This is a genomic window from Actinoplanes subtropicus, from assembly GCF_000721705.1.
Lineage (GTDB): Bacteria > Actinomycetota > Actinomycetes > Mycobacteriales > Micromonosporaceae > Actinoplanes > Actinoplanes subtropicus.
This window is the reverse complement of record NZ_JOJL01000024.1, coordinates 76,933-99,113: the sequence shown is the minus strand read 5'-3', so window position 1 is coordinate 99,113 and position 22,181 is coordinate 76,933. Positions and strand designations below refer to the sequence as shown.

Below are 22,181 nucleotides of genomic sequence, written 5' to 3'. Positions count from 1 at the left end.
CTGGACCGGGCTAATCTGAGCGCGACGCCCCACGGGAGGCCGGATGGACGTGGCCCTGCGCTTCGAGCTGCTCGGGCCGCTGCGGGCCCGTCGGGGCGAGAGCGTCGTCCGGCTCGGTTCGGCGCAGCGCCAGGCGGTGCTCGCCACGCTGCTGCTGCGGCCCAACCGGCCGTTCGGCCGGGATCGGTTGATCCGGGCCGTCTGGGGCGAGGAGCCTCCCGCGTACGCCGTGAACCAGCTGCAGAAACACGTCTCCGCGCTGCGCTCGGCCCTGGCTCCGGACCGCCTGCTGAGCTGGACCGAGCACGGCTACGTGCTGGCCGTCCCGCCCGGGCGCCGGGACCTCGACGAGTTCGAACGCCAGGTCGCGGCCGGCCGGGCGCTGCGCCGCGACGGCGACCTGGCCGGCGCACTCGCCGCCTGGCGCGCCGCCCTCGACGTGTGGCGCGGGCCGTTCTGCGACGGTCTGCCCGGACTGTACCTGGCGGCCGAGCGACACCGGCTGGACGAGCTGCGGCTCGCGCTGGCGGCCGACCGGGTCGAGACCGAACTGGAGCTGCACGGCCGGGTGGAGATCGACGAGTTGCGCCCGATCGTGGCCGAGCACCCGGCCGACGAGCGGCTGCGCGGGCTGCTGATGCTCGCGCTCTACCGGGACGGCCGGCGGGAGGCGGCGCTGGCGGAGTTCCGCCGGCTGACCCGGCTGCTGCGGGACGAGCTCGGGGTGGAGCCGACCGCCGCCCTGCAACGCCTGCACCGCCGGATGCTGGACGCCGATCCCGGCCTCGACGCGCCGGCGGCGGCCCGGGTCGCGCCCGCGCAGCTGCCGCCGGGGCTGCCCGAGTTCGTCAACCGGGCGGACGAGCTGGACCGGCTGGACGCGCTGGTCGACGGGCGGGACAGGGCGACCGTGGCGGTGCTGGCCGGCACCGCGGGCGTGGGCAAGACCAGTTTGGCCGTACGGTGGGCGCACGGCGTCCGGGCCCGTTTCCCGGACGGGCAGCTCTACGCCGACCTCCGCGGCTTCGACCCGGACGGCGAGCAGGCCGACCCCGGCGAGGTGGTCCGCGACTTCCTCATCGCGCTGGCCGTCCCCGCGCACGCCGTGCCGCCCGCGCTGACCGGCCAGACCGCCCTCTACCGCAGCCTGCTCGCCGGCCGCCGGATGCTGGTGCTGCTGGACAACGCGCGCAGCAGCGAACAGGTGCGCCCGCTGCTGCCCGGCACCCCCGGCTGCCTGACGCTGGTGACCAGCCGCAACGACCTGACCGGCCTGGTGGTGGCCGAGGGCGCCCGGCCGGTCGCGCTCGACCTGCCCGGGTACGCCGCGGCCCGGCTGTTGCTGCGCGCCCGGCTCGGCGCCGAGCGGGTCGCGGCCGAGCCCGGCGCGGTGACCACGCTGATCGGGGCGTGCGCGCGGCTGCCGCTGGCCCTCGCGGTGGTGGCGGCGCGCGCGGTGACCCGGCCGGGGCTGTCGCTCGGCCAGGTGGCCGAGGAGGTGCGGGAGGGCTTCGCGGCGCCGGCCTTCGTGGCCTCGGTCGAGGACCGGTCGGCCGACGTGCGGGCCGCGTTCGACTGGTCGTACCGCCAGCTGAGCCCGCCGACGGCCCGGTTGTTCCGGCTGCTCGGGCCGCATCCCGGGCCGGGTTTCGGGGTGGCGGCCGCGGCCAGCCTGGCCGCCCAGCCGGTGGCCGCGACCCGGCGGGCGCTGGCCGAGCTGGCCGGGGCACACCTGATCGGGGAGCGGGCCGGCGGGCGGTTCGAGCTGCACGACCTGCTTCGGGCGTACGCGATCGGCCGTCACCGCGACGAGGACCCGGTGGCGGACCGCGAGGCCGCGAGCATCCGCCTGCTCGATCATTACCTGCACTCGGCGCACGAGGCGGACATGCTGCTCAAGCCGCATCGCGACGACCGTTCCCCGGTGGAAGGGGCGGCGGCCGGGGTGACGGTCGCGGCCTTCGCGGACCGGCGGGAGGCCGCGGGGTGGCTGGCCGGCGAGCGCCCGGTACTGCTGGCGATGGCCCGGCACCGAGGCCACGAGGACAAGGTGGTGCGGCTGGCCTGGACCATGGTGTCGTTCCTGGACTACGCCGGGCACTGGCAGGACAAGGTGGACGTGCTGACCTCGGCGCTGGCGGCGGCGACCCGGCTGGACGACCCGTCGCTGCGGGCCGAGACGCGCCGGATGCTGGGCTCGGCGCTGGTGCGGCTCGGGCGGTTCGGCGAGGCGGCCGCGGAGCTGGAGTCGGCGCTGGCGCTCTTCGCGCGGCTCGGGGATCCGGGCGGCCGGGCTCGGGTGCACCGTACGGCCGCCTGGGTTTTGGAACGACAGGGCCGCGACCGGGAAGCCCTCGACCGCGCCCGGCTGGCCCTGGCGTCGCATCGGGAGGCCGGGAACGACGCGGGCGTGGGCCGGGCGCTCAACGCGGTCGGCTGGTTCCACGCCCGGCTCGGCGACCATCGGCGGGCCCTCGCCCGGTGCGCGGCGGCGCTCGACCGGCAGCGGCGCATCGGCGACCGGTTCGGCGAGGCGGAGACGCTGGACAGCCTCGGGTACATCCATCGGCGGCTCGGGTCGTACCCGGCGGCCGAGGTGCACTACCGGCGGGCGGCCGGGCTCTACCGCGAGTTCGGCGACCGGTTCAACGAGGCGGACACGCTGGTCTCGCTCGGCGACACGTGCCGGGAGGACGGGCGGCTCGGCGCGGCCCGGGACTGCTGGCGGGAGGCGCTGGAGATCTTCGAGTTCCTGGAGCATCCGGAGACGGCGGCGGTGCGTGACCGATTGCTGACGGCGCCTTGACCCGGGCGGCCGGGCGCGCCGAGCATGGGTGGCCGGAGGTCACGATGACGACCACGACCATTACCCGGCAAGACCTCGACTCCCTGGCCGAGAAGCTCGCCACCGTCCAGCTCAGCGAGCAGGAGCAGACGGTGCTGCTGGCCCTCTTCGCGATCGCGGCCGACGCGCTCGGCCGCACCCTGCCCGACACCCGGGTCGTTCGCAGCGTGCCGGGGGTGACGGTCGCCCACGGTGCGGAGCTGCCCGACCTGTCCACCATCTTCGACCAGGCGTTCGCGCCGGCGCTGACCGCGGACGGGGGCGGCGGCGGGTCGGACGACACGGTCAAGGTGCAGCTGGGGAAGATCGGGCGGTGAGCCCGGCCGGCGCCTCGGTGGTGCTGGTCTCGATGCCGTTCGCGGATGCCGATCGGCCGTCGCTGCAGCTGGGCCTGCTCAAGGTCGCGGTGGAAAAAGCGGGATTTGCCGTACGAACGATGCACGCTTCTCTGGATTTCGCATCCTTGGTCGGGATGTCGGCGTATCGGATGCTGGCGGCCCACCGGGGGCGGCAGTTCGGGGACTGGCTCTTCTCGGTTGCCGCATTCGGCCGCGGCGCGCCCGATCCGGCCGGCTCGATCGTGGCGGATTTCGGTTCCGAGGTGCCGCCGCTCGATCTGCTGGAGCTGCGGGATCGGGTGGTGCCATCCTTTCTCGACTCGTTGGCCGGTGATCCCGCTTGGCGCGCCGCGCAATTTGTCGGGTTTACCACGACATTTCAGCAGAATGTCGCCTCGTTTGCGCTGGCACGGCGGCTCAAGGAGCGGTATCCGGGGATCGTCACTGTCTTCGGTGGGGCGAACTTCGACGGGGTGATGGGGGCCGAGTATCACCGTGCTCTGTCCTGCGTGGATCACTTCGTCTCCGGGCCGGGAGAGGCCGCTCTGCCGTTGCTGCTCGGGGCGCCCCCTTCGGACATTTCCGGGATTCCCGATTTCGATGAGTACTTCGAGCGGGCGGAGCGGCTCGGCCTGCTCGATCGGGAAAGCGTGCTGCTCCCGTACGAGTCGAGCCGCGGCTGCTGGTGGGGCGAGAAACACCATTGCACGTTCTGCGGCCTCAACGGCGAGACCATGCGCTATCGAAGCAAGCCGCCGGAACAGGTCCTCGCCGAATTGGACACGCTGGCCCGGCGCTATCGGACCTTCCGCTTCGAGGCGGTCGACAACATCCTCGACCCGCGCTATCTGACCACCGTCATGCCCGCGCTCACCTCGGCCGGCTACGACCTGTTCTACGAGGTCAAGGCCAACCTGAGCCGGGCCGATCTGCGCCTGCTGGCCCGGGCGGGCGTCCGGCGGCTGCAACCCGGGCTGGAATCGCTCAGCTCGCGGGTGCTACGGCTCATGCGCAAGGGCGTACGCGCCGCGCAGAACGTCTGCCTCCTGAAGTGGGCCCGCTACTACGACATCGACATCGCCTGGAATCTGCTCTGGGGCTTTCCCGGTGAGACGGCCGACGACTACTCCGCCCAGGCCGCCGCCATCCCGAGCCTCGCCCACCTCCAACCGCCCGGCTCGGCCGACCGCATCTGGCTCGAACGCTTCAGCCCGCTCTTCGCCGAGGCGGTCTCGCCCGAGCCGGAGCCGAGTTACCGCTACGTCTACCCGTCCTCGGTGGACCTCTCGAGGGCCGCGTATTTCTTCGAATGGCCGTCCCCGCTCGACGATGCGGTGTATACCGGCGTCCGTTCCGCGGTCGGCCTCTGGAACAGCAATTGGGCTTCCCTCGAACGGCCGACGCTGACCTACCGCGCCATTCCCGGCCTGCTGCAGATCCAGGACCGCCGCCCCGCTTTCCCCCGTGGCACCTATACCTTTCCCGACCCGGTCGCGGCCATCTATCTCGCCTGCGACGAGCGGCCACGCTCCGTTGCCGCGATCGCCCGCGAGGCCGGCGTATCCGAGAAGATGGGACAAAATGCCATTGCCGAGCTCGCGGCCCGTGGCCTGCTCTTCCTCGACGAGGACCGCGCGATCGGCCTGGCCGTCCCGGCGGTCCCCGGCCGTTAGGCTCGTTGACCATGCACAAGCTCTCCCGGGCGGAGGCGAGGCGCATCGCGGTCCGGGCCCAGCTGCTCGACGCCGCGCGCCCCGACAGTCTGCTCGACGCCGTCCATGGGCTGACCCTGCTGCAGGCCGACCCGACCGCCGCCGTCGCGCCGAGCGCCCACCTGGTCGCCTGGAGCCGGATCGGTTCGGCGTACTCCCCCGCCGATCTCACCGCGGCGCTCGCCGAACGCACGCTGATCGAGCTGCGCGGCATGATCCGCCCGGCCGAGGACATCGCGCTCTACCGCGCCGAGATGGCCGCCTGGCCCGGCCGCGGCAAGCTCCTCCGCTGGCAGGAAAACCTTCTGGATTGGGTACGGGCGAACGACGGCTGCCGCCGGGACATCCTGGCCCGGCTCGACGCGGAGGGCCCGCTGACCACGCGCGAGCTGCCGGACACGTGCACGGTGCCGTGGCGGTCGAGCGGCTGGAACAACAATCGCAACCTGGATCGGCTGCTCGACCTGATGGTGCAGCGCGGCGAGGTGGCGCTGGCCGGCCGGCGGCGCGGCGACCGGATCTGGGACCTGGCCGAGCGGGTCTACCCGGACGAGCCGGCGGTCCCGCTCGAGGAGGCGCTGCGCCGCCGCGACGAGCGGGAGCTGGCCTCGATGGGCCTGGTCCGCGGGCGGTCCACCCAGGTCGAGCCGTTCGTCGGCGAGCCGGCCGTGGTCGACGGCGTACGGGGAACGTGGCGGCTCGATCCGGCCCAGCTGGACCGGCCCTTCGAGGGGCGGGTCGCGCTGCTGTCCCCGCTGGACCGGCTCGTCTTCGACCGCAAGCGGATGACCGACCTGTTCGAGTTCGACTACCAGCTGGAGATGTACAAGCCGGCCAAGCAACGGCGATGGGGCTACTGGGCCCTGCCGATCCTGGTCGGCGACCAGCTGGTCGGCAAGGTGGACGCGACGGCCGACCGGAAGGCGGGCGTGCTGCGGGTGGACGCGATCCACGAGGACATCGCCTTCGACGAGGCCGCGGTGGGCGCCGAGCTGGCCGAGCTCGCGGACTGGCTCGGGCTGGAGCCGGTGGGGTCGATCGCCGCCTGATTGCATCGATCGCTCTCGATCGCTATCGTCCCGCGTCAACGACAACAACGATCACCGGGGTGATGTCGTGGGAACACCTCCGGTGTGGAGGAGGTCCCCCATGCGTCGCCCCACGATCCCCCTGCTCGCCGCCGCCGCGCTGATCCTCGCGCCGGCGGCCCCGGCCCACGCGGCCACCACCATCACGGTCGCCGCCGACGGCTCCGGGAACTACACAACGATCCAGGCCGCGCTGTCCGCCGCGAAGTCCGGCGACACCATCTCGGTGAAGGCCGGCACGTACCACGGCCAGGTCTCGATCGCGTCGGCCAAGTCGGGCATCACCATCAAGGGCGCCACCGGCACCGCCACCGACATCGTCATCACCGGGAACACCCCGCAGTCCAGCGGCGGCCCGACGGTCAGCGCCACGGTGCTCAACCTCGCGGCCAACACCACCATCACCGGGGTGACGATCGCCAACACGTACGGGTCGGGCAGCCAGGCCCTCGCCCTCTACGCCGGCGGCGACCGGCAGACCTACCGCAACGTCCGGCTGCTCGGCTACCAGGACACCTTCCTGTCCTGGGGCGGGACCGGCAGCAAGCAGGTCCGGCAGTACGTCTACAAGAGCTACATCGAGGGCGCGGTCGACTTCATCTACGGCAACGGGGCGCTGGTGATCGACAGCTCGACGATCCACTCGCTCAACCTCAACAGCAGCAACAACGGCTACATCACCGCCGCCGCGACCAACGCGTCCAACCCGTACGGCATCCTGATCACCCGCTCGACCCTGTCGTCCAGCGCCGCCGCCAAGACGGTCGCCCTGGGCCGCTGCTGGCACGCCGGCGGCGCCGCCGACTCGATCGGCCAGGTCCTGGTTCGCGACTCCGCGCTGGGCGGCCACATCCGCCAGGCCGGCGCGTGGCAGGACATGAGCGGCTTCTCCTGGAAGACGTGCCGCTTCAACGAATACAACAACTCGGGCGCCGGCGCCTCCCAGGGCACCTCGGACCGCCCGCAGATGAGCTCCGCCACGGCGGCCAACTACACCGCCCAGAAGTACCTGGCCGGCTCCGACGGCTGGAACCCCGTCCAGTAACCCGTCACGGCGCTGCGGCGAGCACCCGCCGCAGCGCCGCCCGGCCGGCCGGGAGCCAGGCCGGCTTGCCGCCGGGCAGGCCCCGCTCGCCCATCCGCCCGATGCTGATGAGGACCAGGGCGCGCAGCACCGCCCAGCCGCCGGCGCGCCGGATCGTCGCGTCGTCGGCCACGCCGTACGCCTCGAGGAACCGCGGCGCCGCGCCGGTGGGCAGCAGCACCCAGGCGGCGGAGAGATCCGCGGCCGGGTCCCCCGCGCTCAGCTCGCCGAAGTCGACCACGCCGCTCAGCGTCCCGTCCGCGACGACGACGTTGGCCGGATGGAGGTCACCGTGCACCCACAACGGCGGGCGATCCCACTCCGGCGCCCCCACGGCGTCCTCCCAGACCCGTCGTGCCGCGGCGCGCTCCCCGCCGTCGAGAACGGACAGCCAATTCTCGATGCCGTCGGCGTGCGCGGTCAGCGGACCGCCGTGGGTGGGGCTGGTGGGCACCTCCGCCGGCGCCGGGCGATGCAGCGCCCGCAGGAAGCCGGCGAGGCGGTCGGCCGCATCCGGCCGGCTGATCGGTTCCTGGTCGGCCGCCACCCCGGCCACCCACCGGTTGACCGACCAGGTGTCCGGGAAGCGCGCGGACGGCTCGCCGATCTCGACGGCCTCCATCGGCGGCCAATCTACAGGTCGAACTCGCCGTCCTTGGCGCCGCCGACGAAGGCCTCCCACTCGCGCAGGTTGAAGACCAGGGCGGGGCCGTCCGGGTTTCGGGAGTCGCGGACGGCGACGATGCCCGGGATGTTGTCGGCGACCTCGACGAAATCCTGGTCACCGGCCGAGCGGCGGCTGCGGCGCCAGACCGCGCCGGACAGGTCCGTGGCGGAGGTCATCGCGGTCAGGACCGCAGGTCGAACTCGCCGTGCGTCACGCCGTCGATGAAGGCGGCGAAGACGGCCCGGTCAAAGGCGAGAACCGGCCCGCCGCGGTCCTTGGAGTCACGGACCAGGATGGTTTTCCGCTGGGGAGCCACCTCGACACAGGCGCCACCGCTGCTTCGCGTGCTCGTCCGCCAGCGTGGCGTTTCCTCGTGACCGTCCACGGCCAGTTCACCACCTATCTAGACCGGCCGGAGGCGCCGTTGCACGCGGCCGGGAGAAGTATGCCCGTTATGACCGGTTTAGCATAGCCGGACGGGAACCTCAGCGATGGTAGTCCACCCCCAGGAAATTTCCTAACTGCACTTTGCAGATCCAGCGGCCGGTCCTGAGTTAACGTTTAGGGACGATCACGGAGGGAGGGCTCATGACCGAAGGCGTGGGACCGGCGCTGGCTCGCATGCGGCTCTCCAACCAGCTGCGGGAGATGCGCGAGGACCGGCCGGCGGCCGAGGTCGCCCGGGCGATGCACTGGTCGCTCTCCAAGCTGAACCGGATCGAGAACAACAAGGTCACGATCCAGCCGATCGAGGTGGAGGCGCTCGCCCGCCACTACGGCCTCACCAACCCGGCCGAGGTCGGCCGGCTGGTCGAGCTCTCGGTGGCCTCCCGCCGGCGCATGTGGTGGCGGGACGAGCACGAGCACCTCGGTGAGGACTTCCTGAACTTCATCGCCTTCGAGAACGACGCCTCGCACCTCTACGGCTACCAGGCCACCTTCGTCCCGGCCGCGCTGCAGACGGCGGAGTACGCCATGGCCCTCACCTCGTCGATCCTCCGCAAGCCCGCCCGCGACCCGCGGGTGCGCAAGATCGTCGACGTCCGGCTGAAGCGGCAGGAGACGTTGCGGGCGAGGCTGGCCGGCGACAACCCGCCACACGTCAGCCAGGTGATCGACGAGGGTGTCCTGCTGCGGCCGGTCGGTGGCGATCAGGTGATGGCCGCCCAGCTCGACCACCTGGTGGCGATGAGCGCCCAGGCGAACATCGAGATCGTCGTGACGCCCTTCCGCCTCGGCGTCCATCCCGGACTCGGCGGCTCCTTCGAACTGCTCACCTTCTCCGAGGACGACGACCTGGACGTGGTCTTCATCGAGACTCCCGCTGCCGATTTCCTCCTCGCCGACGCGGAGGAAACAGAGCCGTTTCGTGAGATCATGGACGAACTGCTCGCCACCGACGCGGCCGGCGACAGCCTCGACCGTGCGGTGGCCAACGCCGTGCAGGCCCTCCGACAGTAACGACCCGATTTCACGCATCGCGAAACCGGTCATGGTCCATTTCCGGCCAGGACAGTCGAGCTTCTCTTCCCGCTCGAAACGTTCTCGGTATCGTTGTTGTCACTCGCTGTTGATCCCTCGAGAGGAGCCCCTCTCCTTCCATATCCATAGCCCGCCTCAGGACGACGCCGAAGTCGGACCTCGCTCGCAGAGAGGCTCGTCATGCCAGAGATCATCGGACCGGCGGCCGCCCGCGATCGGCTCCGCGCACGTTTGCGGGAGCTCCGCGAATCCCGCGGCCTCGCACCCGCCGAGGTGGGGCAGCGACTGAACTGGTCGGCGTCGACCATCGACGAGGTGGAGTCCGGCCTCCTCCCGCTCCCGCCGCTCGAGGTGGACGCGCTGCTGGGCGTGTACGAGGTGAGCGGGCCCGAGGCGGAACGGCTCCTGCTGCTCGCTCAGGTCGCCTGGTCGCGTCCGTGGTGGGCGCTGCACGGGCTGACCGACGAGTACCAGGACTACGTCGCCTACGAGGCCGAGGCCACCCGAATCAGCATCTACGAGCCCCTGGTCGTCCCCGGTCCGCTGCAGACCCCGCGGTACGCGCGAGCGGCGACCGCGGTCATCCTGGGCCGGCCCGAGGACGATCCGGTCGTGGTGGCACGAGTCCGGGTGCGCGCCGAACGGCGGAGCCGGATCGCGGCTCGGCCGGACGTCCAGTTCTTGGCGATCGTGGACGAGATCGTCCTACGCCGCGTGATCGGCGGTCCGGAGCTGATGACCGAACAGTTGGGCCACCTCGCCTCCGCCGCGGAGAACGGAAAGGTGACCCTGGTGGTCATGCCGACCAGCGAGGGCGGACATCCCGGCCTGGGCGGCATCTTCGAACTGCTCGAGTTCGGCAACGACCCGAGTCTGACCACCGTGCTGCTCGAGTCGACGATCCGCGACCAGATCGTGCGCGGCATCCACGTGCACGACGTCTACCGGCCCATCCTGGACTCCTTGCTCGCGACCGGCTTGCGCGGCGCCGACGCCGTCGCGCTGGTGCGGCGGATTCAAGGCGAGATCGGAAGTTGACCACGCCGGCCGGCGCCGTGGTGGGAACGGCGGGGTAACGTGGTTCGAACCGGGAGCGTCGGGTGGGCGGACGGGGGCGGACACCATGCCGGATGAGGTCGGCCAGGCGGTCGCCCGGGAGCGTCTGCGGTCGCGGCTCGTCGAGTTGCGCCGGCTGAGCGGGCTGACGCCCGACGCGGTCACCTCGCGGACGCACTGGTCGCTGTCCAAGTTGAACCGGATCGAGACCGGCGCGGTCACCGTTCAGCCGCTGGATGCCCAGGCGCTGCTGCAGATCTACGGGATCCACGATCCGGGGGAGGTCGCGGCGCTCACCGATCTCGCGATCGCCGCCCGGCGCCGGCAGTGGTGGAGCGGGTTCCAGCTGGAGAGCGAGGTCCGGGATTTCGTCGCGTACGAGAGCACGGCCGCGCGGATCACCGCGTACCAGGCGCTGCACATTCCCGACCTGCTGCAGACCGAGGCGTACGCGCGGATGGCGCTCACCGCCGCCGCCGGGAAGAAGCCCGACGACCCGCGGGTGCAGAGCGCGCTGGAACTGGTCATGCGGCGCCAGACCGAGCTGGACAAGCGGGTGCGGCTGACCGCGGTGCTCGACGGCGCCGTGCTGGAACGCCGGATCGGTGGCGCCGCGGTGATGCGCGGGCAGCTCGACCGGCTCCTGCAGGTGGTCGCCGACCAGCAGGTGCGGCTGGTCGTGGTGCCGTTGCGGCACGGCCTGATGCCCGGCCCGGGCGGCGGCTTCGAGCTGCTGGAATTCGCCGGCGCGGAGGATCCGGACGTGGTCTTCGTCGAGTCCCCGGTGCGGAACGTGCTGATCCGCGACAAGGACGTGATCGCCGGCTATCACGACGCCGCCGACACGCTGATCGACTCGGGCCTGACGAAGGACGCGGCGATCAGGGAGATTCGCCGGGTTCGGAGCGATCTGTAGGCGGCAGCACGACCGTGCGCAGCGGCGGGAAGCCGTTGAAGCCGACCGAGGCATACGTGGCGGTGTAGGCGCCGGTGCCGTGGATCTGCACCAGGTCGCCGGGGCGCAGTGCCATCGGCAGGTCGTAGGTCGTGTTCTGGTAGAGGATGTCGACGCTGTCGCAGGTCGGGCCGGCCAGCACGACCGGGCCGGTGCGGGCGCCGTCGTGCGGGGTCGTCAGCCGGTAGCGGATCGCCTCGTCCTCGGTCTCGGCCAGGCCGCCGAAGCGCCCGACGTCTAGGTAGACCCAGCGCGGCTCGTCGGCGTACGACTTGCGGGAGACCAGCACCACCTCGGTGTGCAGCACCCCGCAGGGCGCCGCGATGTAGCGGCCCGGCTCGATCATCAGGCTCGGCCGGGCAGCCGGGAAGTGCCGGTCGACGGCGGTGGTGATCGCCGACGCGTACGCCGGGATCGGCAGCGCCGGCGCGAGATAGTCCACCGGGAAGCCGCCGCCGCAGTTGAGCAGCCGCAACGCGATCCCCTCCGCGCGCAGCCGGGCATACAGGGCGGCCGCCTCGGCGATGCTCGGCTCCCAGCGCCCCGGGTCGAGCTGCTGCGATCCGACGTGGAAACAGATCCCGGCCGGGTCGAGGCCGTTGCGGGCGGCCCAGCGGATCAGGTCGGCGGCCATCTCGGGGGCGCAGCCGAACTTGCGGCTCAGCGGCCAGCGCGCGCCCTGGCTCGAGGCGAGCACCCGGCAGATCACGGTCGACCCGGGCGCGTGCTCGGCCAGCTTCTCCACCTCGCCGAGGCTGTCGAAGGCGAAAATCCGAACACCCTTGCCGTACGCGTACGCAATGTCCTCGGCCTTTTTTATGGTGTTTCCGAACGACAACACGGACGGATCGGCCCCCGCGGACAGGCAGAGGTCGACCTCGTTGCGGCTGGCGACGTCGAAGTGGCAGCCGGCCTCGACCAGCTCGCGCACCAGCAGTGGCTCGGGATTGGCCTTGACCGCGTAATACACCGGCACGCCGGGAAAGGCCGCGGCGATCCGGCGGTACTGGTCGGCCGCGACCGCGATGTCGATGAGCAGGTATGGCGTGTCCATCAGGGCAACTCCATCAGGGCAGCTCGATCAGGGCAGCTCGATCAGGGCAACGGCTCGCCGAAGGTCTCCCGGATGCGGTAGAGGTCACGCATCCGCGGTTCGGTGCTGCCGGCCACCCACCGGCTGATCGTCTTGGTGGAGACGTCGAGCTTGCGGGCGGCCGCCTCCATGGTCAGCCCCTCCTCGCGGAGCCGGCCGGCCAGCCAGGTGGCGAACGAGGTGCGCTCGACCGGCACCGGCGACATCGGCACCGCGAGCTGCCGGGGCGCCGATATCGGCAGCGGCGCGGCCGCGGTGCTGCGGACCCGGACCGGCGCCGTCTCGGGCGCGAAGAGCACGTCGACCTCGGCCGCGTCCGGGAAGATCCGCAGGGAGACCTGGATGTTCCCGGCCGAGCCCGCGCCGTCGAGCAGCACCTCGGCGACGCGCTCGCAGAGGATGCGGATGTCGTCGTCGGACACCCGGGTGTCGATCAGCTGCCGGCGTACGAAGTCGCGCACGTCGGGCAGTGCGGCCGGACGCGCGGGAAAGGCCTGCGCCACCACCTCGATGGGCAGGATCTCGATGTGCTCCACCATCCGGCCTCCGCGGGAGACAATGCCATCATGGCGAGCTTACGGTGACCGGACACACTCGATCGAGTGATGAAGGCCTTTCGTCTCACGCGCAAGTTGCATAACATCGCCCGCATCTCGGCGCTGATCGGATGGTGACGGCCGGTGGACACCCCGCCCGCGAACGTGGATGAGCGGGTGCTGCACATCCTCTGGATGAATGGCGGCCTCAGCTGCGACGGCGAGTCGGTGGCCCTGACCGCGGCGACCCAGCCCAGCATCGAGGAGATCGTGGCCAGCGCCCTGCCCGGGCTGCCGCCGATCGCCCTGCACTGGCCGTATTTCGACTTCGACAGCGGCCCGGACGGCGGCGCGAGCAGCTTCATCGAGTGGTGGCACCGCGCCGACCGGGGCGAGCTCGACCCGTTCATCCTGATCGTCGAGGGCTCGGTGGCCGACGAGAACAACAAGGTCGACGGCTACTGGAGCGGGTTCGGCAACGACCCGCTGACCGGGCAGCCGATCACCGCGAGCGAGTGGCTGAACCGGCTGGCGCCGAAGGCCACGGCGGTGATGGCGGTCGGCACCTGCGCGGCGTATGGCGGGGTGCACGCGATGGCCGGGAACCCGACCGGCGCCATGGGCGTCCCCGACTACCTGGGCTGGGACTGGACGTCGAAGGCCGGCCTGCCGATCGTCTGCGTGCCGGGCTGCCCGACGCATCCCGACAATCTCGCCGAGACCCTGTTGCAGCTGCTCTTCCAGGTCTCCGGCCAGTCGCCGGAGATGGCGCTGGACGAGTCGCTGCGCCCGCGCTGGCTGTTCGAGTCGACCGTGCACTCCGGCTGCGACCGGGCATCCTTCTACGATCAGAGCGACTTCGCCGTCGAGTACGGCGCGACCAACTGCCTGGTGAAGGTCGGCTGCTGGGGCCAGGTGGTGCGGTGCAACGTGGCCAAGCGCGGCTGGATCAACGGGGTGGGCGGTTGCCCGAACGTGGGCGGCATCTGCATCGCGTGCACGATGCCCGGCTTCCCGGACAAGTTCATGCCGTTCATGGAATCGAACCCCGCCGAGGCCGTGCCGTCTGCCGGATATGCCCCATTGATTCGTACGCTTCGTGGTTTCACGCTGCGGGTCGCGACGCATGGACACTAGGCACCAGGGAATCCCCCAGAAGCACGAAGTCGGCGCCAACCTCCCGGACACAAGTGTCCGGTCACCACAGTGACCAGGCTCTTCGCATGATCACCCGGTAGCGGATCCGAACCACATCTGGGTAGACAGCAGTGGGTCTGGTGCCGGTGACACGCCGTCATGCAGCCTGGTGACCGGGCCGGACACCCCCGGCTACGTGGCGTGACGACCCGGCGCGCCGGCCCCGACGACTCAAGAGGTGGGACTGCCTTGCTCTGGCAACGATTCACGGCGCGACGCGCGCTGACGGCGATACCGGTGGAATGCACCCGCGGCACGGCGACCCGCTCGCACGTCCCCCTGGTGGTTCGCGAGCCCGAGGCCGGCTGGTGGGCGGCCCAGCAGGCCGGCACCCGGCAGGCCGGGTCGAGCGTGACCGTGGCGGCGGTCCGCGAGCGCGACGCGGCGTGGCACCCGGAGATGGTGATGTCCCGGCTCGCCGCGCTCGCCGCCGACCGGGAGCTGTTGGTGGTCTTCGGTTCGAACGTCCGCTCGGTGCAGCACTCGATGGCCGCCGGCCTGCGCGCCCGCCTTCCCCGGCAGGAGGTCGTCGCCATGCGGGTGCGGCACCGGCACGGCGAGATGCTGCGGGACGCGGCGATCGTGGAGCGGCTGCTCGACGCCGGCAGCCTGCCGGTGGTGGTCACCCCGGTGGCGGCGCTGCTCGACGTGACCGCGGAGATCGCCAGCTACCTGCGGGCCGATCGGGTGCTGCGGGTGCTGCGCACCCTCGAGGGCGCCGATCTGTGCCAGGTCTGGCAGCGCCGCCGCGAGCCGAGCCTGAACTAGGTGTCAGGCGGCGGCGAGCCAGTCGTACCAGGAGTCGAGGTTGTCCCCCCGGGTCGCGGAAACAGCCAGGACCTCCGCCTTCGGATTCACCGAGGCGACCTGCGCACGGCAGGCGCCGAGGTCGAAGTCGACGTAGGGCATCAGGTCCACCTTGTTCACCACCACAAGATCGGCAGTAGCGAACATGTATGGATACTTCAACGGTTTGTCGGTCCCCTCGGTCACCGAGATGACCACGACCTTCCCTCGCTCTCCCAAGTCGAACAACGCCGGACAGACCAGGTTACCCACGTTCTCGACGAACAGCAGCGCCCGCCTCTCCGGCTGGAGCCGGTCGATCGCGTCGCGCAACATGGCCGCGTCCAAGTGGCAGCCCGCCCCGGTGTTGATCTGCACCACCGGGCAGCCGGTGCTCCTGATCCTTTCGGCATCCAGCGTCGTTTCCTGATCGCCCTCGATCACCGCGATCCTCTTTCCGGGCAGATCGCGAATGCTGCGTTCCAGCAGCGTGGTCTTGCCCGAGCCCGGCGAGCTCATCACATTGATCGCCGTTATCTCGTTCATTTCGAGAAATGACCGGTTCGTCGCGGCGAGCTCGTCGTTCTTGGCGAGCACCCGCTGCTCCAGGGTGATCACCTCGTGGCTGTGCCCACAGCCGCAGGTCGCACACATCAGCCCACCTCCATCGAGACGATCTGCAGCTCGCGACCGGCCGTGACGGCCAGGTCCGCACTGCCGCAGGGGCAGAGCAGAATCGGGTCGGCGAGCTCGACCTCGGCGCCGCACTCGTTGCAGTGCGCCGCGCCGGCCCGTTCCTCGATGTCGAGCCGGGCGCCCTCGGCCACGGTGCCCTCGACCGCGAGATCGAAGCAGAATCTCATCGCCGCCGGGACGACCGCGGTCAACTTTCCGATTCGGACCGTCACGCGTCGCACAACGCGTCCGTCGGCGCGTGCGCACACCGCGTCCACGATGTCTTCCGCGATCGCCAACTCGTGCATGGGAGAGGCCCCGGATCTACTGAATGGATTGACATTGTCACACAGCGCAGGACTACTGTGTTATCTGCCTCACCCGAAGGGCCGAGCGCCGACCCCTCCGCCGCAGGGGTCACGGACGACCCCGGAAAGGTGGGTCCGTCATGCCGGACGATCCCCTCATCCATGTCCTGTGGATCAATGCGGGCCTCAGCTGCGACGGCGATTCGGTCGCGTTGACGGCGGCCACCCAGCCCAGCGTCGAGGAGATCGCGCTCGGCGCCCTGCCCGGCCTGCCGCGGATTGCCGTGCACTGGCCGCTGATCGACTTCGAGTGCGGGCCGACCGGCGGCGCCGACGACTTCCTGGAGTGGTTCCGCAAGGCCGACCGCGGTGAGCTGGAGCCGTTCGTGCTGGTGGTGGAGGGGTCGATCCCGGACGAGTCGCTGCACGCCGAGGGGTATTGGTGCGGCTTCGGCAACGACCCGGCGACCGGGCAGCCGATGACCACGAGCGAGTGGCTGGATCGGCTGGCGCCCAAGGCGACCGCGGTGGTGGCGGTGGGGACCTGCGCGACGTACGGCGGCATCCACGCGATGGCCGGGAATCCGACCGGTGCCATGGGCGTCCCCGACTACCTGGGCTGGCAGTGGAAGTCGAAGGCGGGCATCCCGATCGTGTGCGTGCCGGGCTGCCCGATCCAGCCGGACAACCTCGCCGAGACGCTGACCTACCTGCTCTACCAGGCGACCGGCCAGGCGCCGGCGATCCCGCTGGACGACGCGCTGCGCCCGGCCTGGCTGTTCGGCAGCACCGTGCACGAGGGCTGCGACCGGGCCGGCTACTACGAGCAGGCGAACTTCGCCACCGCGTACGGCGAGCCGCAGTGCATCGTGAAGCTCGGCTGCTGGGGCCCGGTCGTGAAGTGCAACGTGCCCAAGCGCGGCTGGCTCAACGGCGTCGGCGGCTGCCCGAACGTGGGCGGCATCTGCATCGGCTGCACGATGCCCGGCTTCCCCGACAAGTTCATGCCGTTCATGGACGAGCCGCCCGGCGGCCGGCTGTCCACCACCGCCGTCGGCTGGTACGGCACGACGATCTCCAGGTTAAGAAAGATCACCACGCACACCCTTGATCAAGAACCCAAGTGGCGGCGCAGAAGGGTCCGGGCATGACCGATTTAGTGGAAATGTCATGGGATCCCATCACCCGGATCGTCGGCAGCCTCGGCATCTACACGAAAATCGACTTCGCGAACAAGGTCGTCGCCGAGTGCAAGAGCACCAGTTCGATCTTCCGCGGGTACTCCATCTTCATGAAGGGCAAGGACCCGCGGGACGCCCACTTCATCACCAGCCGGATCTGCGGCATCTGCGGCGACAACCACGCCACCTGCTCCTGCTACGCGCAGAACATGGCGTACGGGGTGAAGCCGCCGCACCTGGGTGAGTGGATCGTGAATCTCGGCGAGGCGGCCGAGTACATGTTCGACCACAACATCTTCCAGGAGAACCTGGTCGGGGTCGACTACTGCGAGAAGATGGTCGGCGAGACGAACCCGGGCGTGCTCGAGCGGGCCAACCGCACCGAGGCGCCGCACGCCGGGATGCACGGCTACCGCACGATCGGCGACATCATGCGCTCGCTGAACCCGTTCACCGGCGAGTTCTACCGCGAGGCGCTGCAGGTCAGCCGGATGACGCGGGAGATGTTCTGCCTGATGGAGGGCCGGCACGTCCACCCGTCGACGCTCTACCCGGGCGGCGTCGGCACGGTCGCCACGATCCAGCTGATGACCGACTACCTCACCCGGCTGATGCGGTACGTCGAGTTCATGAAGAAGGTCGTCCCGATGCACGACGACCTCTTCGACTTCTTCTACGAGGCGCTGCCCGGCTACGAGCAGGTCGGCAACCGGCGGGTCCTGCTCGGCTGCTGGGGCTCCTTCCAGGACCCGGACGCCTGCACCTTCAAGTACGAGGACATGACCGACTGGGGCCGCAAGATGTACGTGACCCCGGGCATCGTGGTGGACGGCAACCTGATCACCACCGACCTCGTCGAGATCAACCTGGGCATCCGGATCCTGCTCGGCTCGTCCTACTACGAGGACTGGGACGGCCAGGAGATGTTCGTGACCCGCGACCCGCTGGGCAACCCGGTCGACCGCCGGCACCCCTGGAACCAGCACACCAACCCGCGCCCGCAGAAGCGCGACCTCGACGGCAAGTACAGCTGGGTGATGTCGCCGCGCTGGTACGACGGGCAGAACTACCTGGCGCTGGACACCGGCGGCGGCCCGCTGGCCCGGCTCTGGTCGACCGCGCTGGCCGGCCTGGTCGACATCGGCTACGTCAAATCCACCGGCAGCAGTGTCAAGATCAACCTGCCGAAGACGGCGCTAAAGCCCGCGGTCGAGTTCGAGTGGAAGATCCCGCGGTGGAGCAACACGATCGAGCGGAACCGGGCAAGGACCTACTTCCAGGCGTACGCGGCCGGTTGTGCTCTGCATTTCGCGGAGAAGGCGCTGGCCGAGATCCGGGCCGGGCGCACCAAGACCTGGGAGTCGTTCGAGGTGCCGGACGAGGGCATCGGGTGCGGCTTCACCGAGGCGGTCCGGGGCGTGCTGTCGCACCACATGGTCATCCGGGACGGCAAGATCGCGAACTACCACCCGTACCCGCCGACGCCGTGGAACGCGAACCCGCGGGACAGCTACGGCACGCCCGGCCCGTATGAGGACGCGGTGCAGGGCCAGCCGATCTTCGAGGAGAACGACCGGGAGCACTTCAAGGGCATCGACATCATGCGTACGGTGCGCAGCTTCGATCCCTGCCTGCCGTGCGGCGTGCACATGTATCTCGGCGGCGGCAAGAAGCTGGAGTTGCTGCACTCCCCCACCCAGTCCGCCGGGGCCGAGTGAGCGTGGCCGGCACCGACTGGCGGGAATCCGCCGCGCGCATCGACACGCTGCTGGCAGCCGCGGGCGACACCGGCGAGGAGCTGGTCCGCACCGTGGCCGACCTGTACGGCGCCGGCCTGGAGCGGATGCTCGACCTGCTGTACGAGCGGGGTGCGCTCACCGACGCGGCGCTCGAGGCGCTGGCCGGCGACGACCTGGTCGCCGGCCTGCTGCTGGTGCACGGCCTGCACCCGCACGACACGGCCACCCGGGTCGCCCTCGCGATCAAGGGCACCGGCGTGGAGCTGATCGAGATCACCGAGGACGGCCTGTGCCGGCTGCGGGGTCGCCGACCGCACGGCCTCGAGCAGTTGATCGAGGCGGCCGCCCCGGAGATCACCGGTGTCTCCGTGGAGGCGCCGACGCCTCTCATCCCGGTGTCCGCTTTGTTCACCCGGCCCGCGTCATGAGCGACTCGCTGGCCACTCTGCGGCGGGTCGTCCGCAACCGGCCGACCGGGCCACGGCCCGAGCGCTGCGAGATGTGCGCGGAAGAGATCGCGCCCGGCCACGGGCACGTGGTCGACGTGCAGTCCCGGCAACTGTTGTGCGCCTGCAGGCCCTGCTATCTCTTGTTCACGAACGACGAGGCACATCTGCGTTATAGGGCCATTCCCGACCGATATGCACGTATCGGGAATTTCCTCGACGAGAGGACATGGGACGAGCTCCAGATTCCCGTCGGCCTGGCGTTCCTGTTCCACAACTCGGCGCTCGGCCGGATGGTCGCCCTCTATCCCGGACCGGCGGGGGCCACCGAGTCCGAGTTGGATCTGCCGATCGCCGCGGAGCTGCGGCCGGATGTCGAGGCGCTGCTGCTGCGGCGCGGCCAGGACGGCTATCTGGTGCCGATCGATGTCTGCTACGAGCTGGTCGGGCGGCTGCGCACCCTCTGGCGCGGTTTCGACGGCGGGCAGCAGGCGCACGCCGCCGTCGAGGAACTCTTCGATCGGGTCCGGGCGAGGGCGAGATGAGTGCGTACACCTTCTCCGTGCTGGACGTGACGGCCGAGCCGTACGCGGCGTCGCCGCAGCTCACCGCGCGTCTGCGGATCGAGGAGAGCACCGGCCGGCGGGTGCACGCGATCGCGCTGCGCTGCCAGGTGCGGATAGAGCCGCAGCGCCGCCGGTACGAGCCGGCCGAGCAGGACGCGCTGCGCGGGTTGTTCGGCGAGCCGGAGCGCTGGGGCGAGACGCTCAAGGCGTTCCAGTGGATGCAGGCCAACGCGACCGTGCAGGGCTTCACCGGGGAGACCGAGGCCGAGCTGGCGCTGCCCTGCACGTACGACCTCGAGGTGATCGGCGCCCGCTACCTGCACGCGCTCGACGCCGGTGACGTGCCGCTCAACCTGCTGTTCTCCGGCACGGTCTTCACGAAGGGCGCGACCGGCTTCGAGGTCGAGCAGGTGCCGTGGGCGTGCGAGGCGCGCTGGCACCTGCCGGTGCGGGTCTGGCGCGAGATGATCGACGCGTTTTTCCCGAACAGCGGCTACGTCCGGGTGAGCGGCGACGTCCTGAAGGAGCTGGCGGCCTACCGCGCCCGGCACGATCTGATCGGCTGGGACGAGACGATGCGCCGCCTGCTGGCGGGGCGATGACGGTCGAGGCGGCCCGGGCGGTCGCCGATGCGGTGCTCTACGAGGGCTATCTGCTCTATCCCTATCGGGCGAGCGCGGCCAAGAACCGGTCGCGCTGGCAGTTCGGCGTGCTCGGCCCGCCGGCGGCGGCCTCGCCGGCCTTCGCCGAGGACCCGCGCATGGCGATGCGGTGCCTGCTTCCTTCGGCCGTACGTCCGGGGAGCGTCACCATCCATCTGCGGTTCCTCCAGTTGCAGGCGCGCCAGGTCCTGGACGCGGACTGCCGCGCGGTCACCTCCCTGCGCCACCGCGACGAGACGGTCCTGAGCTGGGACGAGGCGGTCGAGCACGAGCTGACGTTCGGCCTGTCGCTTGCATCCGACAGATCCGACTTTCCGGTTTTCATCCCCGGGGGCGTCGACGAGGAGCCGCTGGGCGACGACGGTCTGATCGTGCGTCGCCGCTGGCCGCTGACCGCACGGGTACGGGTGCGGGTGGAAGCCGACGACTTCCGCCGGCTCAGCATCGAGGTGACCAACGAGCATCCGGACGAGGTGACCAGCAAGGACCAGGCGATCCGGCATTCCCTGCTGGGCGCGCACCTGCTGCTCGAGGCGCACGACGCGACCTTCGTCTCCATGCAGGACCCGCCGCCCGCCGCGGCCGCTGCCGCCGCCCGCTGCCACCAGGAACGCTGCTGGCCGGTGCTCGCCGGGTCGGAGACGGTGCTGCTCGGCGCGCCGATCATCCTGTACGACAATCCGGCGGTCGCCGCGCAGAGCCCGGGCGCCCTGTTCGACGCCACCGAGATCGACGAGATCCTCACCCTGCGGGTCATGACAATGACCGACCAGGAAAAGGCCGAGGCCCGCGCCACCGACCCGCGGGCCGGCGCGATCGTCGACCGGTGCGACACGCTCACCCCCGGCGAGCTGCAGCGGCTGCACGGCACCCGGCTCGACGACTCGCCCTGGTGGGACCCGGCCACCGACGACCCCGGCCCCGACTCGGTGCTGATCAACGGGGTCCGGGTCGGCCAGGGCAGCCTGGTGCGGGTGCACCCGAACCGCCGGGCCGACGCGCAGGACCTGTTCTTCGCCGGCCAGGTGGCCCGGGTGACCGCCGTCATGTCCGACGTGGACGGCGGGACACACGTGGCCCTGGTGCTGGTCGACGACCCGGCCGCCGACCTGCACGACTGGTACGGCCGGTACTTCTACTTCGCCCCCGACGAACTCGAGCCCATCGACAAGGAGGTCTGAATGCTCAGATTCATCGGCGCCGTGACCACGATCGCGGCCGCGGCGGCCGCCGCCTACGCCGCGACGCTCGTGGTCGAGTCGCTCCCCGACATCCAGCGGTACCTGCGAATCCGATCGATGTGAAAATCCTGGTCGCCGGCATCGGCAACATATTCCTCGGGGACGACGGCTTCGGTCCCGAGGTGATCAAGCGGCTGCTCGCCGAGGGGCCGCCGCCCGACGGGGTACGCATCATCGACTATGGGATCCGCGGCGTGCACCTCGCCTACGACATGTACGGCTCCGACCGGCTGATCCTGGTCGACGCCCTGCCGACCGAGAACGCTCCGGGCGAGTTGGTGGTGCTCGAGATCGGCCCGGGCGACATCGAGCCCACGCCCTTCGACGCGCACCAGATGAGCCCGGGCGCCATCCTCGGCACGCTCGAGCGGATCGGCGAGCCGCTGCCGCCCACGTACCTGGTCGGCTGCCGGATCGACACCACGTTCGAGGAGATCGGCCTGACCCCGCGGGTCGAGGCGGCGGTCCCCGGAGCGATCGACGCGGTGCACAAACTGATCGACCTGAGCCTCGAGGGATCCTGA

At 70.7% G+C, this 22,181-nt stretch carries 25 protein-coding genes; 18 read left to right on the top strand and 7 right to left on the bottom strand.

The window, feature by feature from the left end; genetic code table 11:
* The first annotated feature begins 43 nt into the window (after positions 1-43).
* The 5 genes from IH26_RS64035 (at position 44) to IH26_RS0131545 (ending at position 7,028) form a co-directional block, all read left to right on the top strand.
* Complete coding sequence (locus IH26_RS64035; RefSeq protein ID WP_030439906.1) at positions 44-2,806, top strand: AfsR/SARP family transcriptional regulator; 2,763 nt, start codon at positions 44-46, stop codon at positions 2,804-2,806.
* Positions 2,807-2,850: 44 nt separating this feature from the next.
* A complete protein-coding gene (locus IH26_RS0131560; protein WP_030439905.1) occupies positions 2,851-3,162 on the top strand; it encodes a hypothetical protein in 312 nt (103 codons plus the stop codon).
* Positions 3,159-4,856 (top strand): RiPP maturation radical SAM C-methyltransferase, encoded by a 1,698-nt coding sequence (locus IH26_RS0131555; RefSeq protein WP_030439904.1) that lies wholly within the window; start codon positions 3,159-3,161, stop codon positions 4,854-4,856. The genes IH26_RS0131560 and IH26_RS0131555 overlap by 4 nt, the downstream gene beginning before the upstream one ends.
* Before the next feature lie 11 nt (positions 4,857-4,867).
* A complete protein-coding gene (locus tag IH26_RS0131550) occupies positions 4,868-5,944 on the top strand; it encodes a DNA glycosylase AlkZ-like family protein (RefSeq protein WP_030439903.1) in 1,077 nt (358 codons plus the stop codon).
* A gap of 100 nt (positions 5,945-6,044) precedes the next feature.
* A complete protein-coding gene (locus tag IH26_RS0131545) occupies positions 6,045-7,028 on the top strand; it encodes a pectinesterase family protein (RefSeq protein WP_030439902.1) in 984 nt (327 codons plus the stop codon).
* Positions 7,029-7,032: 4 nt separating this feature from the next.
* On the opposite strand, the gene IH26_RS0131540 is transcribed toward IH26_RS0131545, so the two are convergent.
* Genes IH26_RS0131540 through IH26_RS0131530 form a run of 3 tightly spaced genes read right to left on the bottom strand, consistent with a single transcriptional unit; the run spans position 7,033 to position 8,119 of the window.
* Positions 7,033-7,689 carry a phosphotransferase gene (locus tag IH26_RS0131540; RefSeq protein WP_051808831.1) on the bottom strand — a complete coding sequence of 219 codons (657 nt, stop codon included), beginning with the start codon at positions 7,687-7,689 and terminating at the stop codon, positions 7,033-7,035.
* Positions 7,690-7,700: 11 nt separating this feature from the next.
* A complete protein-coding gene (locus tag IH26_RS0131535; protein WP_030439900.1) occupies positions 7,701-7,910 on the bottom strand; it encodes a DUF397 domain-containing protein in 210 nt (69 codons plus the stop codon).
* Between the two features lie 5 nt (positions 7,911-7,915).
* Positions 7,916-8,119: a DUF397 domain-containing protein gene (locus IH26_RS0131530; RefSeq protein ID WP_030439899.1), complete on the bottom strand. Its 204-nt coding sequence runs from the start codon at positions 8,117-8,119 to the stop codon at positions 7,916-7,918.
* Between the two features lie 203 nt (positions 8,120-8,322).
* Here IH26_RS0131530 and IH26_RS0131525 point away from each other — a divergent pair, with 203 nt between their 5' ends.
* From IH26_RS0131525 to IH26_RS0131515, 3 genes are all read left to right on the top strand, one after another.
* Complete coding sequence (locus IH26_RS0131525) at positions 8,323-9,195, top strand: helix-turn-helix domain-containing protein (RefSeq protein WP_030439898.1); 873 nt, start codon at positions 8,323-8,325, stop codon at positions 9,193-9,195.
* A 201-nt stretch (positions 9,196-9,396) separates the two neighbouring features.
* Positions 9,397-10,254, top strand: a complete 858-nt coding sequence (locus IH26_RS0131520; RefSeq protein ID WP_051808828.1) for a helix-turn-helix domain-containing protein — start codon at positions 9,397-9,399, stop codon at positions 10,252-10,254.
* Positions 10,255-10,339: 85 nt separating this feature from the next.
* Entirely contained in the window at positions 10,340-11,188 is an 849-nt protein-coding gene (locus IH26_RS0131515) for a helix-turn-helix domain-containing protein (RefSeq protein ID WP_051808826.1), read from the top strand.
* Here the strand turns inward: IH26_RS0131515 and IH26_RS0131510 are convergent.
* The gene (locus IH26_RS0131510) at positions 11,154-12,281 is read right to left on the bottom strand and encodes a type III PLP-dependent enzyme (protein ID WP_034216353.1); all 1,128 of its coding nucleotides are present in this window, start codon (positions 12,279-12,281) and stop codon (positions 11,154-11,156) included. The genes IH26_RS0131515 and IH26_RS0131510 overlap by 35 nt on opposite strands.
* A gap of 41 nt (positions 12,282-12,322) precedes the next feature.
* A complete protein-coding gene (locus IH26_RS0131505; RefSeq protein WP_030439894.1) occupies positions 12,323-12,859 on the bottom strand; it encodes a helix-turn-helix domain-containing protein in 537 nt (178 codons plus the stop codon).
* A gap of 141 nt (positions 12,860-13,000) precedes the next feature.
* Between IH26_RS0131505 and IH26_RS0131500 the strand changes: the two genes are divergently transcribed.
* Positions 13,001-13,993 carry an NADH-quinone oxidoreductase subunit B family protein gene (locus tag IH26_RS0131500; RefSeq protein WP_030439893.1) on the top strand — a complete coding sequence of 331 codons (993 nt, stop codon included), beginning with the start codon at positions 13,001-13,003 and terminating at the stop codon, positions 13,991-13,993.
* A gap of 297 nt (positions 13,994-14,290) precedes the next feature.
* On the top strand, positions 14,291-14,821 hold the full coding sequence (locus IH26_RS0131495) for a hypothetical protein (RefSeq protein WP_030439892.1): 531 nt from the start codon (positions 14,291-14,293) through the stop codon (positions 14,819-14,821).
* Between the two features lie 3 nt (positions 14,822-14,824).
* On the opposite strand, the gene hypB is transcribed toward IH26_RS0131495, so the two are convergent.
* Positions 14,825-15,457, bottom strand: a complete 633-nt coding sequence (gene hypB / locus IH26_RS0131490; RefSeq protein ID WP_245665698.1) for a hydrogenase nickel incorporation protein HypB — start codon at positions 15,455-15,457, stop codon at positions 14,825-14,827.
* Positions 15,458-15,492: 35 nt separating this feature from the next.
* Entirely contained in the window at positions 15,493-15,822 is a 330-nt protein-coding gene (locus tag IH26_RS0131485; RefSeq protein ID WP_030439890.1) for a hydrogenase maturation nickel metallochaperone HypA/HybF, read from the bottom strand.
* Between the two features lie 140 nt (positions 15,823-15,962).
* Here IH26_RS0131485 and IH26_RS0131480 point away from each other — a divergent pair, with 140 nt between their 5' ends.
* From IH26_RS0131480 to IH26_RS0131445, 8 genes are read left to right on the top strand one after another with little or no spacing between them, the layout of a single operon-like run.
* A complete protein-coding gene (locus tag IH26_RS0131480) occupies positions 15,963-16,973 on the top strand; it encodes an NADH-quinone oxidoreductase subunit B family protein (protein ID WP_030439889.1) in 1,011 nt (336 codons plus the stop codon).
* Positions 16,970-18,721 (top strand): nickel-dependent hydrogenase large subunit, encoded by a 1,752-nt coding sequence (locus IH26_RS0131475; protein ID WP_030439888.1) that lies wholly within the window; start codon positions 16,970-16,972, stop codon positions 18,719-18,721. Before IH26_RS0131480 ends, IH26_RS0131475 begins: the two co-directional genes overlap by 4 nt.
* A 2-nt stretch (positions 18,722-18,723) precedes the next feature.
* On the top strand, positions 18,724-19,170 hold the full coding sequence (locus IH26_RS0131470) for a hypothetical protein (protein ID WP_051808824.1): 447 nt from the start codon (positions 18,724-18,726) through the stop codon (positions 19,168-19,170).
* Entirely contained in the window at positions 19,167-19,733 is a 567-nt protein-coding gene (locus tag IH26_RS0131465) for a DUF5947 family protein (protein WP_030439886.1), read from the top strand. The genes IH26_RS0131470 and IH26_RS0131465 overlap by 4 nt, the downstream gene beginning before the upstream one ends.
* The gene (locus IH26_RS0131460; protein ID WP_030439885.1) at positions 19,730-20,356 is read left to right on the top strand and encodes a DUF6084 family protein; all 627 of its coding nucleotides are present in this window, start codon (positions 19,730-19,732) and stop codon (positions 20,354-20,356) included. The genes IH26_RS0131465 and IH26_RS0131460 overlap by 4 nt, the downstream gene beginning before the upstream one ends.
* Positions 20,353-21,597: a hypothetical protein gene (locus tag IH26_RS0131455; protein ID WP_030439884.1), complete on the top strand. Its 1,245-nt coding sequence runs from the start codon at positions 20,353-20,355 to the stop codon at positions 21,595-21,597. Before IH26_RS0131460 ends, IH26_RS0131455 begins: the two co-directional genes overlap by 4 nt.
* A complete protein-coding gene (locus IH26_RS64030; RefSeq protein WP_030439883.1) occupies positions 21,598-21,720 on the top strand; it encodes a DUF6893 family small protein in 123 nt (40 codons plus the stop codon).
* A complete protein-coding gene (locus IH26_RS0131445; protein WP_030439882.1) occupies positions 21,717-22,181 on the top strand; it encodes a hydrogenase maturation protease in 465 nt (154 codons plus the stop codon). Before IH26_RS64030 ends, IH26_RS0131445 begins: the two co-directional genes overlap by 4 nt.

Excerpts from the sequence above, each read along its gene's own strand:
- IH26_RS0131525 (WP_030439898.1), top strand. The coding sequence starts at position 8,323 with ATGACCGAAGGCGTGGGACCGGCGCTGGCTCGCATGCGGCTCTCCAAC.
- IH26_RS0131535 (WP_030439900.1), bottom strand. The coding sequence starts at position 7,910 with ATGACCTCCGCCACGGACCTGTCCGGCGCGGTCTGGCGCCGCAGCCGC.
- IH26_RS0131505 (WP_030439894.1), bottom strand. The coding sequence starts at position 12,859 with ATGGTGGAGCACATCGAGATCCTGCCCATCGAGGTGGTGGCGCAGGCC.
- IH26_RS0131465 (WP_030439886.1), top strand. The coding sequence starts at position 19,167 with ATGAGCGACTCGCTGGCCACTCTGCGGCGGGTCGTCCGCAACCGGCCG.
- IH26_RS0131510 (WP_034216353.1), bottom strand. The coding sequence starts at position 12,281 with ATGGACACGCCATACCTGCTCATCGACATCGCGGTCGCGGCCGACCAG.
- IH26_RS0131455 (WP_030439884.1), top strand. The coding sequence starts at position 20,353 with ATGACGGTCGAGGCGGCCCGGGCGGTCGCCGATGCGGTGCTCTACGAG.
- IH26_RS0131480 (WP_030439889.1), top strand. The coding sequence starts at position 15,963 with ATGCCGGACGATCCCCTCATCCATGTCCTGTGGATCAATGCGGGCCTC.
- IH26_RS0131515 (WP_051808826.1), top strand. The coding sequence starts at position 10,340 with ATGCCGGATGAGGTCGGCCAGGCGGTCGCCCGGGAGCGTCTGCGGTCG.
- IH26_RS0131520 (WP_051808828.1), top strand. The coding sequence starts at position 9,397 with ATGCCAGAGATCATCGGACCGGCGGCCGCCCGCGATCGGCTCCGCGCA.
- IH26_RS0131485 (WP_030439890.1), bottom strand. The coding sequence starts at position 15,822 with ATGCACGAGTTGGCGATCGCGGAAGACATCGTGGACGCGGTGTGCGCA.
- IH26_RS0131475 (WP_030439888.1), top strand. The coding sequence starts at position 16,970 with ATGACCGATTTAGTGGAAATGTCATGGGATCCCATCACCCGGATCGTC.
- IH26_RS0131460 (WP_030439885.1), top strand. The coding sequence starts at position 19,730 with ATGAGTGCGTACACCTTCTCCGTGCTGGACGTGACGGCCGAGCCGTAC.
- IH26_RS0131560 (WP_030439905.1), top strand. The coding sequence starts at position 2,851 with ATGACGACCACGACCATTACCCGGCAAGACCTCGACTCCCTGGCCGAG.
- IH26_RS0131550 (WP_030439903.1), top strand. The coding sequence starts at position 4,868 with ATGCACAAGCTCTCCCGGGCGGAGGCGAGGCGCATCGCGGTCCGGGCC.
- IH26_RS0131545 (WP_030439902.1), top strand. The coding sequence starts at position 6,045 with ATGCGTCGCCCCACGATCCCCCTGCTCGCCGCCGCCGCGCTGATCCTC.
- IH26_RS64030 (WP_030439883.1), top strand. The coding sequence starts at position 21,598 with ATGCTCAGATTCATCGGCGCCGTGACCACGATCGCGGCCGCGGCGGCC.
- IH26_RS0131540 (WP_051808831.1), bottom strand. The coding sequence starts at position 7,689 with ATGGAGGCCGTCGAGATCGGCGAGCCGTCCGCGCGCTTCCCGGACACC.
- IH26_RS64035 (WP_030439906.1), top strand. The coding sequence starts at position 44 with ATGGACGTGGCCCTGCGCTTCGAGCTGCTCGGGCCGCTGCGGGCCCGT.